The 15,486-nt window shown below is 35.5% G+C and carries 16 protein-coding genes; 7 read left to right on the forward strand and 9 right to left on the reverse strand.

Going from position 1 to position 15,486, the window contains the following annotated elements; genetic code table 11:
• The first annotated feature begins 53 nt into the window (after positions 1-53).
• Positions 54-1,868 carry a cytochrome-c peroxidase gene (locus tag BD809_RS05545; RefSeq protein ID WP_246131435.1) on the forward strand — a complete coding sequence of 605 codons (1,815 nt, stop codon included), beginning with the start codon at positions 54-56 and terminating at the stop codon, positions 1,866-1,868.
• 40 nt (positions 1,869-1,908) lie between these two features.
• On the opposite strand, the gene BD809_RS05550 is transcribed toward BD809_RS05545, so the two are convergent.
• A complete protein-coding gene (locus BD809_RS05550; protein ID WP_246131437.1) occupies positions 1,909-2,676 on the reverse strand; it encodes a TIGR02757 family protein in 768 nt (255 codons plus the stop codon).
• A gap of 441 nt (positions 2,677-3,117) precedes the next feature.
• Between BD809_RS05550 and BD809_RS05555 the strand changes: the two genes are divergently transcribed.
• Entirely contained in the window at positions 3,118-3,957 is an 840-nt protein-coding gene (locus BD809_RS05555) for a helix-turn-helix domain-containing protein (RefSeq protein WP_170251767.1), read from the forward strand.
• Between the two features lie 132 nt (positions 3,958-4,089).
• Entirely contained in the window at positions 4,090-4,929 is an 840-nt protein-coding gene (locus BD809_RS05560; protein ID WP_148781978.1) for a M57 family metalloprotease, read from the forward strand.
• Positions 4,930-4,978: 49 nt separating this feature from the next.
• On the opposite strand, the gene BD809_RS05565 is transcribed toward BD809_RS05560, so the two are convergent.
• Positions 4,979-5,641: an ABC transporter ATP-binding protein gene (locus tag BD809_RS05565; RefSeq protein WP_148781979.1), complete on the reverse strand. Its 663-nt coding sequence runs from the start codon at positions 5,639-5,641 to the stop codon at positions 4,979-4,981.
• A gap of 57 nt (positions 5,642-5,698) precedes the next feature.
• Positions 5,699-8,128 carry a DUF5916 domain-containing protein gene (locus BD809_RS05570; RefSeq protein WP_246131439.1) on the reverse strand — a complete coding sequence of 810 codons (2,430 nt, stop codon included), beginning with the start codon at positions 8,126-8,128 and terminating at the stop codon, positions 5,699-5,701.
• Positions 8,129-8,269: 141 nt separating this feature from the next.
• Here BD809_RS05570 and msrA point away from each other — a divergent pair, with 141 nt between their 5' ends.
• From msrA to BD809_RS05585, 3 genes are read left to right on the forward strand one after another with little or no spacing between them, the layout of a single operon-like run.
• A complete protein-coding gene (gene msrA, locus BD809_RS05575) occupies positions 8,270-8,833 on the forward strand; it encodes a peptide-methionine (S)-S-oxide reductase MsrA (RefSeq protein ID WP_148781980.1) in 564 nt (187 codons plus the stop codon).
• Between the two features lie 5 nt (positions 8,834-8,838).
• On the forward strand, positions 8,839-9,435 hold the full coding sequence (folE, locus tag BD809_RS05580; RefSeq protein WP_148781981.1) for a GTP cyclohydrolase I FolE: 597 nt from the start codon (positions 8,839-8,841) through the stop codon (positions 9,433-9,435).
• A gap of 47 nt (positions 9,436-9,482) precedes the next feature.
• Entirely contained in the window at positions 9,483-9,794 is a 312-nt protein-coding gene (locus BD809_RS05585) for a hypothetical protein (protein ID WP_148781982.1), read from the forward strand.
• 23 nt (positions 9,795-9,817) lie between these two features.
• Here BD809_RS05585 and BD809_RS05590 read toward each other — a convergent pair whose 3' ends face one another.
• The 6 genes from BD809_RS05590 to BD809_RS05615 form a co-directional block, all read right to left on the reverse strand.
• Positions 9,818-10,342, reverse strand: coding sequence for a CopD family protein (locus tag BD809_RS05590; RefSeq protein WP_148781983.1), 525 nt, complete (start codon positions 10,340-10,342; stop codon positions 9,818-9,820).
• 55 nt (positions 10,343-10,397) lie between these two features.
• Complete coding sequence (locus BD809_RS05595; protein WP_148781984.1) at positions 10,398-10,817, reverse strand: DUF6146 family protein; 420 nt, start codon at positions 10,815-10,817, stop codon at positions 10,398-10,400.
• A gap of 116 nt (positions 10,818-10,933) precedes the next feature.
• Positions 10,934-11,566, reverse strand: coding sequence for a DUF937 domain-containing protein (locus BD809_RS05600; RefSeq protein ID WP_148781985.1), 633 nt, complete (start codon positions 11,564-11,566; stop codon positions 10,934-10,936).
• A 213-nt stretch (positions 11,567-11,779) separates the two neighbouring features.
• A complete protein-coding gene (locus BD809_RS05605) occupies positions 11,780-12,730 on the reverse strand; it encodes a D-2-hydroxyacid dehydrogenase (RefSeq protein ID WP_148781986.1) in 951 nt (316 codons plus the stop codon).
• A gap of 54 nt (positions 12,731-12,784) precedes the next feature.
• Positions 12,785-13,849, reverse strand: a complete 1,065-nt coding sequence (gene serC / locus BD809_RS05610; protein ID WP_148781987.1) for a 3-phosphoserine/phosphohydroxythreonine transaminase — start codon at positions 13,847-13,849, stop codon at positions 12,785-12,787.
• Positions 13,850-13,973: 124 nt separating this feature from the next.
• Complete coding sequence (locus tag BD809_RS05615) at positions 13,974-15,032, reverse strand: acyl-CoA reductase (RefSeq protein WP_148781988.1); 1,059 nt, start codon at positions 15,030-15,032, stop codon at positions 13,974-13,976.
• 66 nt (positions 15,033-15,098) lie between these two features.
• Here BD809_RS05615 and BD809_RS05620 point away from each other — a divergent pair, with 66 nt between their 5' ends.
• Positions 15,099-15,449, forward strand: coding sequence for a 4Fe-4S dicluster domain-containing protein (locus tag BD809_RS05620; RefSeq protein ID WP_148781989.1), 351 nt, complete (start codon positions 15,099-15,101; stop codon positions 15,447-15,449).
• Positions 15,450-15,486 lie beyond the last annotated feature (37 nt).

Consider the following 15,486-nt stretch of genomic DNA (forward strand, 5'->3'; position numbering starts at 1 on the left):
CATAACAGATAAAGATTCTTTTCTTTTTAGTCATTCCTATGAAACAAAAACACATGAAAGCATCTATTGGTCTATTTTTAATATTTTGTTTTTTCTCTTGTAATAAAAAAGAAGCGCATTATGAACCTAATTGGACAGCTGTACAAAATTATTATTCGAATAATTTAACGAAGGCTATCGGTTTGCTTAATGAATTGCGGAATGAAGACTTAGCAATAGAAGATGCAAAACGACTCTTTGAGTTGACCAGAAATGCTTTTAAGAAAGCGGAACCTTATGCTTCATATCTTAACCCCGAGGTTGGACATCGTGTAAATGGTCCGGCATTACCGATATTTAAAGAAGATAATCAAAAAGTGTTAAATCCTGTCGGATTACAAGCTCTTGAAGAGTCAATTTATCGGGAGCGGTTAAACACTCCGCAGTTTATAAGGGAGCTGGATATAACCATTGGCTTACTGGAAACTTTAAAAAAAACAGTAATAAAAAAGTCACTGAATCCGCAGCGATTTTTTATAGCAACGCATCAGCAACTTTTACGTATTATAAGTTTAGGGATCACAGGTTTTGATACCCCTGCAAGTAATTTGGGAATAAAAGAAGCTGGAGTATCCTTACAAAGTTTAGCTTATGTATATAAAAAAAGTATACAATACGATATAAGGGGGAAAGATATAAAATTAGATAAAAAATTTCTCATAGAAATAGAATCGGCTATTCATTTTACAAACGAACAACCATCATTTGAGGATTTTGACCGCTATACATTCATCAAAAATCATATGAACCCAATTACCAGATCTTGGGTTGCTATTCGCAAGAAAAGTGGTTTGTGGAATGGAAATTCCAGTTACCCTTTCAATTTTGACGCACCTACTTTTTTTGAAAGTAACACTTTTAATGAAGCCTATTTTACATCGTCTATAAATCGAAATGTATCTGTAGACCAGATAACGCTGGGAGAAAAGTTGTTTTTTGATAAGAATCTTTCCAAAACGAAGAATATGGCTTGTGCAACATGTCATCATCCCGATAAAGGCTATAGCGACAATAAAATCAGTAGTTTAGATAATAAAGGGAATCCGTTGCAACGTAATACACCTACACTCATAAATAGCGTGTATCAACGTAGTTTTTTCTGGGATGGAAGATCTCAAACATTATTAGATCAGATTTCATCGGTTTTTACGAATACCAAAGAATTTGATAATGCGGTGCATCAATTTTCAGAAGACATTTTACAAGATAGCACGTATGTGAGATTATTTAAAAAAGCTTATGGTCGGATCTCAAATAAAAATACTGAGGTGATAAAAGCAATTTCGTCATATATCAGCACACTTAATGGATTTGATTCTAAGTTTGATAAAAACATAAGAGGAGAAGAAGACACATTTACCGAACAGGAAAAACTTGGTTTTAATCTGTTTACAGGAAAAGCGCTTTGTGCTACCTGTCATTTTATTCCTTTGACAAATGGTACTGTTCCGCCTTTTTATACAGAGACCGAGAAAGAAGTAATCGGCGTTCCCAAAAACATGGATAATAAAGAATTGGACAATGATTATGGTTTCTATTGGAAATTTAAGGAGCCTTTGCATAAAGGAATGTTTAAAACGCCTACTGTTCGCAACGCGACATTAACAGCACCTTATATGCATAATGGTGTATATGAGTCATTAGACCAAGTGATGGAGTTTTATAATTTGGGCGGTGGAGCAGGATTAGGTTTTAATGTAGCACATCAAACTCTGCCGTTTGATAAGTTAGAACTTGACGATGAAGAATTAAAAGCGCTGGTAGCATATCTCAAAACCTTAACAGACAGTTCTAAACATTCCAGTAAATTTGTAATGGATAATTACTAAATATTTAAACATGTATGAGTAGAGCTTTGTTATAACCTATTTAAAATTTTTCAAACACTCCTAATCCAAATAATGCATAATCATATTTGACAGGGTCTTCTGGACAGAACATCCGTAAGCTTTTGTCTAGTTCTGATAAGGCTTTACCATCATTTTGTTTACGATTGATCAGACCAAGTTTACGAGCTACATTTCCAGAATGAACATCCAAGGGACATGATAAAATACTGGGTGAAATCGACGGCCAAATACCCAAATCTACACCACGATTTGAATCGCGAACCATCCATCTTAAAAACATATGAATACGTTTGGCAGCAGAATTTTTCAAAGGATCGCTTACATGTTTTTCTGTACGGGTGGGATGGGGTAACGAGAAAAATTCCTTTTTAAATTCATGAATTGCTAGATTGAGGTCGGATTGTTGCGCAAATTTCGAATAAAACGCTTCCATATCCGTATAGTTATTATACAGTGCTCGTAATGCCTTTATAAAGTATGTGAGATCAATTGCATTAAAGGTTCTGTGTACAAATCCCTCCAAATGATCTAAGGAATCTTCAGAATGATGCATCACAAAATTATAGGGATCATTGCCCATGAGCTCCATCATGTGGTGTGCATTTTTAAGAATACTTTTTCTATTTCCCCAAGAAATCGTAGCAGTTAAGAATCCTGAGATTTCTATATCTCGCTTATTACTATAAAGATGTGGTATTTGTATAGGATCTGTTTCAATAAACCTAGGTTGTTCATAATAAGCAGCTTTTTGATCCAAAAATGATTTTAATTCGGTTTGAGTTTTCAATATGTAATTGATTTTAAAGATAAAAGTAAGACAATTTTTAATTCTACAATCACACAACATAGTTTAGCCACATCAGTACAAAGTTAAAACCGTAAATAGGGGGTTTTATCAATTGATTTTCAGAAAATAAGATGTCAAGAGATCAAACTTTTCCTATTTTTAAATAACTAAAATAATATGTTTCTTCTTTATCAACATTTCTGATATTAATTTTTTTACAAAACTATGGAAACAAAAGAATTTCTATTTCTGTTATTTGGCGTACAAACCTTTATTATATCAGGAATTTTATTTTTTTATCGATCAGAAAAACGTAAGCTGAATCATTATCTGGGGTTATTCTTCCTCACTCTACTTGTGGAGATTGTTTTTTGTTTCGTTTATAATGACAAGGTGCACCCATCTTTATACTATCTGCCATTTCGGTTTAATTTACTCAGTATGAATTTTTTATTTCTATACGCTGCTGAAACTGCAGGTAAAGAAATTAAAAATAAATGGCAAACCTATATCCCTGCAAGCATAGAGGTTATGGTTTTTTCTTTACTTTTTATTTTGGTTACGATAAATCCTGCAATTAATGAGTACATACAAACTACGTTTTTTTGGAACCTTGTATCACTGGTTTCTGCATCATACATTATAGTAATGTGTATATTAATTATTAAAGTGGTGACGTACCATCGTAAAATACTTGGTAGGTTTTATGCCAAAACACGATTCAAATCTATGCTATGGTTGGGGATCTTTAGCGCCTTATGTATAATATTTAATGTTTTGGCCTATATCAAATTGAATTATTTAAATAATGAATACTTAACATTGATTTTTGATGTAATGTACCTTACACTGATGTATTATATCACCATTGCCAGTCTTGTTCAGATTAATATCATAAATACGACCAAAATTAACAGAACTCAAGAAAACACTCAAAATTTGAGAAAGATATATGCAGTTGTCAAGCGACATATGGAGGTGGACAAAGCGTACTTAGATCCCAGTCTTAACTTACGTAAAATTTCGAGGAGTGTTGCACTACCCCAGCGTAACATCTCTAAAGCAATTAATGCTATTGAAAATAAAAATTTAAACACTTTTATCAATTCATATCGAATAGAAGAATTTAAAAAATTATTACAATCCAATACGCATCAAAAATACAGTATCTCTGCAATTGCTGATGAAGTCGGCTTTAATTCACGGGCTTCCTTCTACAAAAACTTTAAAGATATTGTTGGGGAGTCACCTACTGCATATGCTAAAAATATAAGTAGTTGATCTAAAGGTATTTGAATGTTCGAAATCTTGTTATGAGACGTCTTAATACAGGATTTGAGACACTTGATTGTTGTTATTTTGAATTTAATAACTGAGCTTTGAATTCATAACACAAACTCAATTTAAATAATTATGAAAAATGTAAAACAAATTGCACTCTGTGCATTAGTAACTGGTGGTCTGTTATTTACCGCCTGTCAAAAAGAGGAGATTTCGAATGAAGTCCAAGAGGTTAACAGCGAACCAACCAAAGAACAGTTGAGCCAATTGTTTGATATGGGGGTGAACATCCATGATGTTACTATTCAAAAACTTTCATTGCTCGACGGGAGTAGTGCAGACTATTTTGTTTCTGGAGATATTACAGTTCCTGTGGAGGGTTTTGAGAACCTACCTAAATTAGAGACTAATACTAATGGAACTAAGCAGTATCACACAAATAATTTAATTTCAAGTTCAAACAGAACCATTGATGTATTAGGCTACACTGGTGGTGGGGGTCAAGGGTTAAATAGTACGAACCAAGAAGCTTTGAGGCGAGCGGTCGCAAACTTCAATAATGTTAACTCAACATTAAATATGAGATTATCGTTTGGAACAAATTATCAAGCGGCAGACTTAGTAGTGTATGTTCGATGGGACTTAGGAGGTGGTGGTCTTGCCGGTTTCCCTTCTGGCGGCAAAGCATACAAATGGGCCAGAATTGGACCTAGGGTTTCCAATTATGGAGTTACGTATGCTACACATGTAATTACGCATGAAATGGGACACTGTATTGGTCTAAGACATACGGATTGGTTTGCAAGATCATGTGATGGTAGTAATGAGGGAGCTGGTTCTGTGGGAGCAATTCATATTCCGGGAACGCCTACGGGCATTGACAGAACCTCTATTATGATATCGTGTGCGACAGGTAATGAGAACGGTGTACTTAACAGTAATGATGTTACTGCTATTGAGTATCTGTATTAAAGTTTGGGATTTTTAATAGTATTCAGGGCTGTCCTTAGGGACAGCTTTTTTATAACCGAATGTTGCCATCTACCATAAATAACTTGCGATCAGCCATATCTGCAAGTTCTTCATTATGAGTTACAATAACAAAAGTTTGTCCAAACTTATCTCGTAGTTCAAAGAAAAGATTATGTAACTTTTTTGCAGCTTCGCTGTCCAGATTTCCCGACGGTTCATCGGCAAAAACTACCTTAGGGTTATTTATCAAGGCGCGAGCCACAGCAACGCGTTGTTGCTCACCTCCTGATAGGGCTGATGGCTTATGGTCACAACGCTCAGATAATCCCAAAAAATCTAATAATTCTTTCGCACGTCTAATGGCTTCAGCCTTAGGTGTGTTTTTGATAAAAGCGGGAATACAAACATTTTCTAATGCTGTAAATTCTGGCAGTAATTGATGAAATTGAAAAATAAAACCAAGCTTTTCATTTCTGAATTTTGCCAATTGTTTTTGTGAAAGTGATTTGATGGAAGTATTATTTATAATAAGTTCACTTTCTTTTGTAGTATCAGCTTTGTCCAACGTACCCAAAATTTGCAGTAAGGTGGTTTTACCTGCTCCAGAAGCACCCACAATAGATACAACTTCGCCTTCTTGTATGTGCAAATCCACACCCTTAAGCACAGACAGTGCACCATAGGTTTTAAAAATCTGGGTCGCCTTGATCATAAACGTAATTTAAACGGTGAAAGTAAACATTATTCGATGATATTACAATCTAAATTATTAGGTAGAACGTTTAAAATTATTGATATCCAAAAAGTATACAATACGCAAAGAAAGTGTATGCTGGATAGGTTGATCGAATAAGTTGTCCATACTCTCTGTATAATTTATTGTTGACAGTTCATCTTGATTAAATATCTGATTACGATAGAGAAGTGTCGCTTCACTACCCGGAGCAAAGCGCCAGTTGAAACTTAAGTCCAGATTCCAAATGTTGAAATTTCTATTAGGGTCATCATCTTCTTCATAAATATAAGCGGCTTGGGTACGTGTTCCATCTTCGTTTAGGGTAGAGAAAATATTTTCAGAGTAATCGGCAGTACTCCAGAAGTTTCTAAATTTTAAGTTGACCGCTTTAAACGGATCAAAATTATAGCTTAAACTAATCGAATTTTCGAGCGAAGTAATATCACGTTGTCCGAAATAAATAATATCATCTTCATTATCGACATAACCGATATTTTTATTCCTAAGACGATATTCAGATCGTACGATCATTAATAATTTGTCAGAAAAGCGGTACCGTGGAGCAAGTTCTAACTCAAAATTTTGGCGATCGTTACCTAACCATTCTCTTAAACCAATACTAGCATCGTACGCAAATTTTTTGCGATAATCAGAAGAAACCCAGAGTCGACCTCCTACGTTTTCTTTGAACGTAATAAATCTGCCGTCAACACGTGGCTCAAAGTAATCATCGTTATCAGAGTTGTAATTCATAAACCCTCCAAATGCAAGACGTTCCTTAGTAACAAAAAACCACTCGCCTCCAATAGTATTTTGAGTAGTCACACTTGGATCATATAACCGTCTATGCCGAATAAACATCCCGATACGATACTCATTGAACAAGTCTGTTGGTTTAAATATTTGATACGATGCGCTTACTCTAAAATTATTATAATTATTTCTGAAATTAACTCCGAAATCATTAATATCATACGTTTTATTCGCTAAATCATGACCAAAACCATAGCGGAATTGACCTTTAATGCGATCAAAATCAATTTCTGATGAGAAACCGGAAACGTTAGAGTCTACCAAATTTAATCGACTTACAATAGCACGCCCTGTCAATCGATAACTATTGGCACGGTTAGTTAAATTCCATGCTAAGGCTGAAGTGTTGGCATCCCTAAATTCACTTCCGCTTCGCGTCACATTTGTATTGATCAGTGATATGGATGAGTTTTGATTAAATAATTGATCCACAACAAAAACGTTGTAATTTGTCAAAGGCTCTACTACTTTATTACGTGTGTTTCCAGAAACAGTATCTGTAATAGTCACAGCTGTTTTCTCTGTAATAGCGTTGAAAAAGCCAATTCCTAAATTATCTTTTGTACGTCCTGAGATTTTTAAGGCATTTAAAAGATTCACTTTATCAGGCGTATCTTCGGCAACTTCGTGTTGTGCTAAATCGTCATCTGTTAACCTTTGCGAAGGTTTACTACCTACTCTTCTCGAGAAGAAAATATTTCCTTTATTAAAGAGTTCCGTTCCCTCAGTAAAGAATTGACGATTTTCACTAAATGTTTGTTCAAAAGGTCCCAAGTTAAGTCTCACATTATCAAAAGAGGCCTGACCAAAATCGGGAATTAACGTAGCATCAAGTGTAAAACTATCATTCAGACCATATTTAACGTCCATACCGGCGCTGAAATTTGTTTCTATTTTGCTGTCAAAGCTGGAGACACCACCTTGAACAAAAGGAAAAAATGTTAAACGTACCGGAGGGTTTATATCGCTGACCCCTTGAACCAAACCATTGTATTGTGTTTGTTGTCCTACCGAGTTATCAATGCGGGACCACGTATGTGTTTCATTCTGTCGAGTAAGCTTTCTATAAAAATTCACGCTCCAATCCTGTACTTCGGATTCTGGAAAGCGAAGGGCATTATACGGAATTTTAAACTCTGCGTACCATCCTTTATCGTCAAAGGTTGTTTTAGCCTCAAAAACAACATTATAACTAAAATCTTCATTGAATTGATCAGCTCTGGCATCTCCAATTGTACCAGCACTGGTTATAAAAAAACGAGTTTCATTAATACCATCATTATACGTATTGAGTGCGATGGCAAAGAAATCAGCCTGTACAAAAACATCATCTCGTTGGCTAAACTGTCTTAGTATTTTTTCCGGATCAAGATCGTACATATAAGCGGCTACATAGACCGCTTTGTTATCGTAGGCAATTTTAACTTCAGTACGGGTATGTTCAGGAATGACTCCTTCATTACTTGGTTCGTACATGGCGAAATTACCGGATGGAGCTATAGCATTCCACACGGCATCATTTGGGTTACCATCTATTTTTGGAGGGTTTGAAATACGGTGTGCTTGTATAGTCTTTTGATCTTGGGCGGAGGTAAGCCAAATGCAGCATATTGAGAATAAGCTTAGCATTAAGCGCATAAGTATAGTCATAAAGTCTGTTAAAAAAATCTTACTTTCTAGGGTGAACTGCAAACTTATGATTATTATAAAGAATTTAGTTACTAATAAAAAGTTAAAAATGAAGCTAATTGTTTATTATTAGGCTAATTTCGTTAAACAAAAAGAATTAAGATGAAAGTAGAAAATCTGGAGACTGCCGTGCTTGCAGGAGGATGTTTTTGGTGTACTGAAGCGGTATTTCAAAGATTGGAAGGAGTGAAAAGCGTTCTATCTGGGTACACTGGAGGAACTATAAAAAATCCCGCCTATAGAGAAATTACCACGGGAAGGACCGGACATGCTGAAGCGATACAGATACATTTTGATTCAAATATTTTTACTTTTAAGGAATTGTTGGAGGTGTTCTTTTATACGCATAATCCCACTACTTTAAATCAACAAGGAGCCGATAAGGGAACGCAGTATCGTAGCGCTATTTTTTATGTTGATAACAGTCAAAAAGAAATAGCAGAGGAATTAATAAAGAAACTTAATGGTGATCATGTTTTTAACGAACGGATCGTGACAGAGGTAACAGTGCTAGGGCCTTTTTATACTGCAGAAAAAGAACATCATGATTATTATAATAAACATGAGACACAGAGATATTGTCAGTTAGTTATAGATCCTAAATTAGCGACGCTCAAAAACACATTTGAGAGTAAATTGAAAAAGGAAGTTAAGAACGTAAATTAAGACGAATGCCGTATACTAAATTAGAAGAGTATAATATTGAGGTAACTGATGAAGTTAAAAACAAGTTTGAATCAATAATTACTGACCTGGGCGAAGATATAAGTAGAGAAGGGATTGTGAAAACACCGGAAAGAGCTGCAAAGGCAATGCAATTTCTAATGCAGGGCTATCATCAAGATGCTGCTGAGATTCTAAAAGGTGCTATGTTTAAAGAGGATTATAATGAGATGGTTATAGTGAAGGATATTGAACTGTATTCCTTATGCGAGCATCATATGTTACCATTTTTTGGGAAGGCACATATTGCATACATCCCCGACGGTCATATTGTGGGTTTAAGTAAGCTACCCCGAATTGTGGATGTATTTGCAAGACGTATGCAGGTGCAGGAACGGCTTACCCATGATATTCTGGAATGTATTAACAATACTTTGCGGCCCAAAGGTGTGGCAGTGGTAATAGAAGCTCAGCACTTGTGCATGATGATGCGAGGCGTGCAAAAACAAAACTCGTCGACCACAACTTCTGGTTTTAGAGGGCAATTCGAGAAAATTGAAACCCGTAATGAATTTTTGAAACTAATCAGTTCTGACCTCAAATAATACTATTTTGGCATTTTATTTGTTATACTAGTAATAAACTTAAAACTATGGATAACAAATATAAATTACTTCGTCAAGGGATATGGTTCGATATTCTTGGTATGGCTTCTATGGCAATACCCTTTATAGGTCCGTTTTTAGACATTCTTTGGGCTCCCTATGCGGCAAAAAAGATGAGAGCGATGTACCCCGGACGTAAAGGTAAGATAGCGTCTATACTTACATTTATTGAGGAAATCATTCCGGGAACAGATATTATTCCGTCATTTACCTTAATGTGGATATATACTTTTGTCTATAATTCAAAAACTGTTGAAGAGCCGGAAACGATAGATATTGATGCAGAAATTATTCAATAATAAAAATGTGATTGGGGTTTTTGTTATGATTCAAAGAATCTAGCAAAGCCCAATCGCGATAACATTTTCTTTTCAAACTCCCAGAAAAAAGAAAATTGTCCAAATAACCAGCCTACGATTACCAATAATACTTGGTAAATAGGGAAGATCAAGATTATTCTTAAAGGCCAATAGATGTAACTAAGGGTCGTTTCTCTGGTAAGTCCCAAGATACTTAAAACAGGATCAGAAATTTTGGCTGAGGTAGAACCCGTTATTGCAAATGCAATAAATATCGCAATCAGTTCCCAACGATACGTAACCTTCCATTTCTGCTCCAATTTTTCAAAAATCTTCAGGGTTACCCAAAGAAAAAAGACTGCAATTGCTAGGGTTAACAATATTTTAGCCAATATTAATAAGGTGTATGAGTCAGTGAAACTTTCTGGATTATTTAAAATTTTATTAGCTAATAAGTATCCGGAAAGGAGTAATCCAATAATTCCCAAAGCAGGAAATATAAGTTGCCAATTCTTCTTAATTTCCCATCGATCTTTAAAATTCTGCATGTTGCAAAACTACTACAAAAAGATGAACATCAAAAGTATCAATGCTGTAAAAATTTTATCCTCTTGAAAAGAAAAATCGCTGGTTATAGCGTTGTTCTAAAAATAGGAAATAGTGATATAACAGGTAGTTGACCTCGTACCCATAATGAATTGTGGGTTCGTAGTTTATTTCTTGCATGTATATGTTGGGATCATACCGGAATGGTTGCCGCACACGCTGATTATAATCTATCACATTGCGACGATTGCGGGTTTCTAAAAACTGTTCAGTGTAAAAACCTCTTGGACGTTGAGTCACTAGCCATGCATTAAAACCGGGTTCTATTATTATGATTTCATATTCAAGACTATCATTTGCTATACGCACTGTATCTTGAACCGCCTCCATATCTTTTTTTATTTCGCTACTATTCTGAGTGGAACTACAACTGATTACTGTAAGAAATAAGCCGATGACTAAGATGAATGTTTTCATATTCAAAAAATACGAAAAAACCGAAGTACTACCTTCGGTTTTAACAAATAAATCACATTCAAATTCTCCTTTTCAAATATTTTTATGAGGTCTGTTTTTTTGACAGGTTTATTTAGTTATTTACCAAAAAATCCACCGATCAAGCCTCCTAAACCACCTTTTTTCTTACCAGAACCTAGAACAATATCTGCGACATCATCTAATACACTGCCATCACCATCAGAATCAATCAGAGACATAATCAAGCTTTGATTTTCTTGTGGCTGTCCGCCTAACATACTACCGAGTAAAGAACTTATACCATTCGAATCTGATACATTATTAGCACGTTTTTGCTGACCTAATACCCCCATTAGTATGGGAGCAGCAACTTTCAAAATTTCACTTACAGACCCACTATCTACCCCTGACTTAGCCCCAATTGTTTGCTCAACTTGGGATTGCTTACCTCCCAGAACATGGTTCAGGATACCCGCACCATCAGATAAAACAGTATCATCAACTCCGTTTTGAAATAAACCTCCAAGATTATTTAAAATACTACCGTCGTGTTTATTTGAAAGTGCACTCATCAGACCTTGAGCTCCATCATTAGAAGACGCATTTTTTTTCATAGCCCCCATAAGAACCGGTAATCCCATACTTAGTACATTTGCAGTTTTACTTTCTGATTGTCCCGTTTGGTTGCTTAAGCCGCTAATCATTTGTTTTCCGATATCGCTATTTAATAAATCTAATAATCCAGACATGTATCTTAGTGTTTTTAAAATTATGAGTTAAAAGTACTATTTACTAAAGTTGAAGTATTCTAAATTTAAAAAAATATTTGCTTAAAACACGTTAAAAAGCATTTAAAATCGACAAAACGTAATTTTAAATTAATAACGCACGATAAAGGGTATGAATAAAAAAAGCTCCGCAATTCTTAATTACAGAGCTTTTAGAGTAGGTTGAAAACCTTCTTATTTTAAAATACTTATAATTTGATCAGCAAGTTCTTGTCCAATACGATCTTGGGCTTCCCCTGTGGCCGCACCGATATGCGGAGTAAGAGAAATTTTATGATTCATAAGTACCTTTATTGCTGGTGTAGGTTCGTTTTCAAAAACGTCTAAACCGGCAAAGCTTAATTTACCTTTTTCTAAAGCGGCTACTAATGCAACTTCGTCCACCACACCGCCTCGTGCGGCATTCACAATTCCCGCACCATCTTTCATTTTTTCAATTTCTGAAGCTCCGATTACGTATTCCTTTTGCGCTGGTACGTGTAAGGTGATAAAATCAGCATTTTTCAATACTTCATCTTTTGAAATTGTTTTAATTTTAAACGTAGTTTTCTGACCGTCAAAAAATTCTAACGGAATTTCAACATCTTCAATATAGGGATCATAGGCAATAACTTTCATTCCAACGCCAATAGCTATTTTTGCCGTTGCTTGGCCAATTCGACCAATACCAAGAATTCCCAGTGTTTTACCTCTTAACTCAATACCTCCTGCGTAGGCCTTCTTTAGGTTCTTGAACTTACTATCTCCGTCTAATGGCATATTGCGGTTAGCATCGTGCAAAAACCTTACGCCGCTATATAAATGAGCGAATACTAATTCGGCAACAGAACTTGAGGAGGCTGCGGGAGTATTGATTACTTCAATACCTTTTTCTTTGGCGTAAGCGACATCAATATTATCCATACCAACCCCACCACGTCCAATTACTTTTAGACTTTTACAATTGTCGATGATGTCTTTTCTTACTTTGGTGGCACTTCTAACCAATAGTACTGTAATATCTTTATCGTTGATATAGTTTACTAACTGATCTTGCGCTACTGTGGTGGTAATAACTTCAAAACCGCTTGCTTCTAGAGCTTTTATACCGCTTTGAGATACACCGTCGTTTGCTAACACTTTCATAGTAAAATTTTATTTTTTAAACCTACATTCAATATAGGGGAAATGAATTATTAATTATGCTTTTCGTTCCAGATCACTCATGACATCCACAAGTGCAGCCACACTATTTAAAGAAAGTGCGTTGTACATACTTGCACGGTAACCGCCAACACTTCTATGGCCGTTTAATCCGTTGATTCCAGCATCTTTCCACATGGCGTCAAAAGTTTCTTTGAGATCCTCTTCGATAAGTGAAAAAGTTGCATTCATATTCGAACGATCCTCAGTAGCCGAGAATCCTTTAAAAAGAGGATTGAGATCAATTTCGGAATACAAGAGTTTAGCTTTTTTCTCATTTTGCTCTTCCATAGCAGCCACACCGCCATTTTCTTTGATCCATCGCAATGTAAGCATAGAGGTATAGACCGCAAAAACGGGAGGCGTATTAAACATACTTGCTTTACCAATGTGTGTTTGATAATCGAGCATTGAAGGGATATGCCTCGATACTTTACCTAAAATATCCTCTTTTACAACGACCATAGTGGTTCCTGCAGGACCCATATTCTTTTGCGCTCCAGCATAAATCAAATCAAACTTCGTGAAATCCAAGGTTCGAGAAAAAATATCACTGCTCATATCGCAAATGAGGGGTGCATCGGTCACGGGAAACGTTTTCATTTGTGTACCAAAAATGGTGTTGTTACTCGTGCAATGCAAGTAATCCAATTGTTCTGGGATTGTGTATCCTTTAGGAATGTAATTGAAGTTTTTTTCCTTTGATGAAGCAACTTCAATAACCTCACCAAAATGTTTTGCTTCTTTTATGGCCTTATCACTCCAGGTACCCGTATTGAGATATCCAGCCTTTTTCTCTAATAAATTATAGGCTACCATCAAGAATTGAAGACTGGCACCTCCTTGTAAAAAGAGTACTTTATAGCCTTTTCCTTCTAGATTTAAAAGTTCCAGAACCAAATTTCTTGATTCTTCCATTACATCAACAAAATCTTTACTACGGTGAGATATTTCTAGTATCGACAGTCCCGAATCATTAAAATCTAAAATAGCTTGTGATGCTTCTTTAAATACATCTTGTGGTAAGATACAGGGTCCCGCGCTAAAATTATGCTTTTTCATCAGTAGTTTTTCTTGGTGTTTATAAATTATTCTAAATAAATTAAGGGCATATATGCACCCTTAACTCCTCCTCACAAAGGTGCTAATAATCTAAAAGATATACATTGTGAATGTGATAAAATATTTAGTTAATATTTATTAAAAATTCAATAATATCCTCTCCGTCAGCATAATCTGCAAGTGCAGGATATTGCGTTTTTCCGAAAGGTACGGAGGTTATTTTATGGCTGCCCACAATACATTGCAATAGATTACGATCACGATGAAGTCGGGATGTCAAATCTTCTTCACCATCATAGTATTCATAAAATAACGTAGCAATGGGAGAGGCATACCGATCATCTTCTTTTAACATTAAAAAACCGTTGTCGAGTAGTTTGTATTCACTCATTAAATATACAGCTTTGTTATAATCGTAATTATTGGCATACTTTGCATTATTTATGATATCGTTGTAACCAAAGATTGCTTTGAAAAATTGATCAAAATCGTAATCCTTGGGTACTAGAAGTTTTGAAACGCTACGGCAACCTAAACCAAAATACCTAAAAATATCTTCTCCTAAATCAGTTAGTTGGGTGTTGGACTCATTACCTGTAAGTATCGCTACAGAATTTCTGTTCTTTCGAATGATATTTGGGACTTTTCCGAAGTAGTGTTCAAAATATCGAGCGGTATTGTCACTGCCCGTTGCAATGATGGCATCAAAATCAGTAAGTTTATTTTCATGAAAGACGATACGGTCTTTAAAACCTGGTGAAACAGCGATTAGATAGTTGCTCAACAAAGGCAACAATTGGTTATCATGAGAGGATAACTTTACAAGTGCCATGTTTCCTGTAATGAGTACGGATAAAAAATCATGAAAACCTACCAGCGGTATATTACCAGCCATTATAATACCGATTTTCTTAGGTGATGTTTCTGAAAGCGTATAGGGAGCTAACCAATTGTTCAGTTCTTCCTCGCTTAGTAAAGTGCTCCATTGTTGAATTGAAAATGCCACGTTTTCTGGCGTAAACCAGCCATTATGATGTACCATTCGCTCGACTACCGTGTGCATTCGGTCAAAAAAAGATTCATTATGTGGCACTGAAGAATCTCTAATAGGAGTAGGAGAGGAGAATTGATTTAAAAACTGACCCAATTGAGAAAAAGCTGCTATTCGATCATCTTTAGTCATATCTGATTTGTTTATCACTTGTATAGGAGTTATTTTTGTACTGCAAATTTAGAATAAAAAAGAGCTATGGCAATTATAATAACAGACGAATGTATAAACTGTGGTGCGTGTGAGCCAGAATGCCCTAACACTGCAATTTACGAAGGTGCAGATGATTGGAGATATGCAGATGGTACAGATTTAAGTGGAAATGTTGTTTTACCCGGAGGTAAAGAAGTAGATGCAGAAGAAGCTCAGGAACCTATAAGCGATGAGATTTACTATATAGTGCCGGACAAGTGTACAGAGTGTAAAGGTTTTCATGAAGAACCACAATGTGCTGCTGTATGTCCTGTAGATTGTTGTGTACCGGATGAAGATATCGTAGAGACGGAAGAGTTTTTGTTAAAAAAACAGGCATTTATGCATCCGGAGTAATAAATTTAATTTTTAAAGTACAGCCTATCGGAAACGA

The sequence above is a fragment of the Aquimarina intermedia genome, from assembly GCF_008124785.1.
Classification (GTDB): domain Bacteria; phylum Bacteroidota; class Bacteroidia; order Flavobacteriales; family Flavobacteriaceae; genus Aquimarina; species Aquimarina intermedia.